Genomic DNA, 1367 nt, shown 5'->3' on the forward strand with positions numbered 1-1367 from the left:
CTCGGCTCTCGAAGGACACGGCCGCGTTCTAAGCGGGCAAGGAGTCACGGCGTCGGCTGCACCCGGCGGTGGCACACACCATGCTGGCCACCGATCCACCCCAGCACACCCGGCTGCGCAAGCTGGTGACCAAGGCGTTCACGAGCGGAGCCGTCGCGCAGCTGCGTCCGTTCATCGCCCGTGTCACCGACGAGTTGCTGGATCAGTGGCCCGTCGGCGAACGGTTCGACTTCGTGGCCGGCCTGGCGGTGCCGCTGCCGGTCATCGTGATCTGCGAACTGCTCGGAGTGCCTGCGGGCGACCGACCCGACGTCCGGCGCTGGTCCGGGGAGCTGTTCGCGGCAGGCAGGCCCGACGCCATCGACGCGGCCTCGCATTCCCTGGCCGACTACATGACGACCCTCATCGCCGCCAAGCGCCTGAGCCCCGGCAGCTCTCTCCTCGACGGACTCATCGCGACTCGCGACGGAGACGACCGTCTCAGCGAAGAGGAACTGGTCTCCCTGGCGGTGTTGCTGCTCGTGGCCGGGCACGAGACCACCACCAACTTCCTCGGCAACGCCGCCCTCGCGCTGCTCCAGCGCCCCGCCGAGCTGGATCGCCTCCGGAAGAATCCGGACGATGTTCCGGCCGTACTCGACGAGTTGCTTCGATTCGACTCCCCCGTCAGTACCGCCACCTTCCGGTTCACCACAAAACCCGTCACGCTCGGCGGTACCGTCATCCCGGCCGGCGCCCCGGTACTGATCGCCCTCGGAGCCGCCAACCGCGACCCGGTCCGCTTCCCGTCACCGGGCCTGCTCGACCTGGACCGGGACGCCAGCGCCCACCTCAGCTTCGGCCACGGCATCCACCGCTGCGTCGGCGCTTCCCTGGCCAAGGCCGAGGCGGAGATCGCCCTGCGAGCGGTACTGAGCCGGTTTCCCGGAATCCGGCTCGCTGGACCAGCCGACCGGTTGGAGTGGCGCCACACGCGTCTCGTCCGCGGGCTCGTGTCGCTTCCCGTCCAGGTGTAGCCGTCCGGCGCAGTGCGAAATTCGTGAAGTCGCCAACTCGTCAACTCGTCACCGAACTCACGGAACAGCGGCGGCACTTCCGGCCATCGCGTCCGAAGCTGTTCACTCTCCATGCGTACGGGAGCCACCCGCAGCTGGCGGGAGCGGCCCAGCCTTCACGTCGACATCGTGACGACGGAAGGCTCCCAGTGCAGGACTACGTTTTCCCCCGTGGGCGCAGGGCGGTTGCCATGGCGAGCGGGGCGCTTACGCTCACGGTCGTGCGCATGGGAAGCCAGGCGCAGCCGACGAGCTACGGCACCCCGAGCATCGCCCTGTCGGCGGGCTACCTGTCGAACGCGGTGACGGCGA

The 1367-nt window shown here is 69.1% G+C and carries 1 pseudogene; it reads left to right on the forward strand.

Annotated features, from left to right (window positions below):
- A pseudogene (locus AOK17_RS27180) lies at positions 1–1016 on the forward strand (cytochrome P450 family protein); the annotation flags it as partial.
- Positions 1017–1367 lie beyond the last annotated feature (351 nt).

Origin of the sequence: Streptomyces phaeochromogenes (assembly GCF_001418655.1) — a bacterium.
In the GTDB taxonomy this organism is placed as follows: Bacteria; Actinomycetota; Actinomycetes; order Streptomycetales; family Streptomycetaceae; genus Streptomyces; species Streptomyces phaeochromogenes.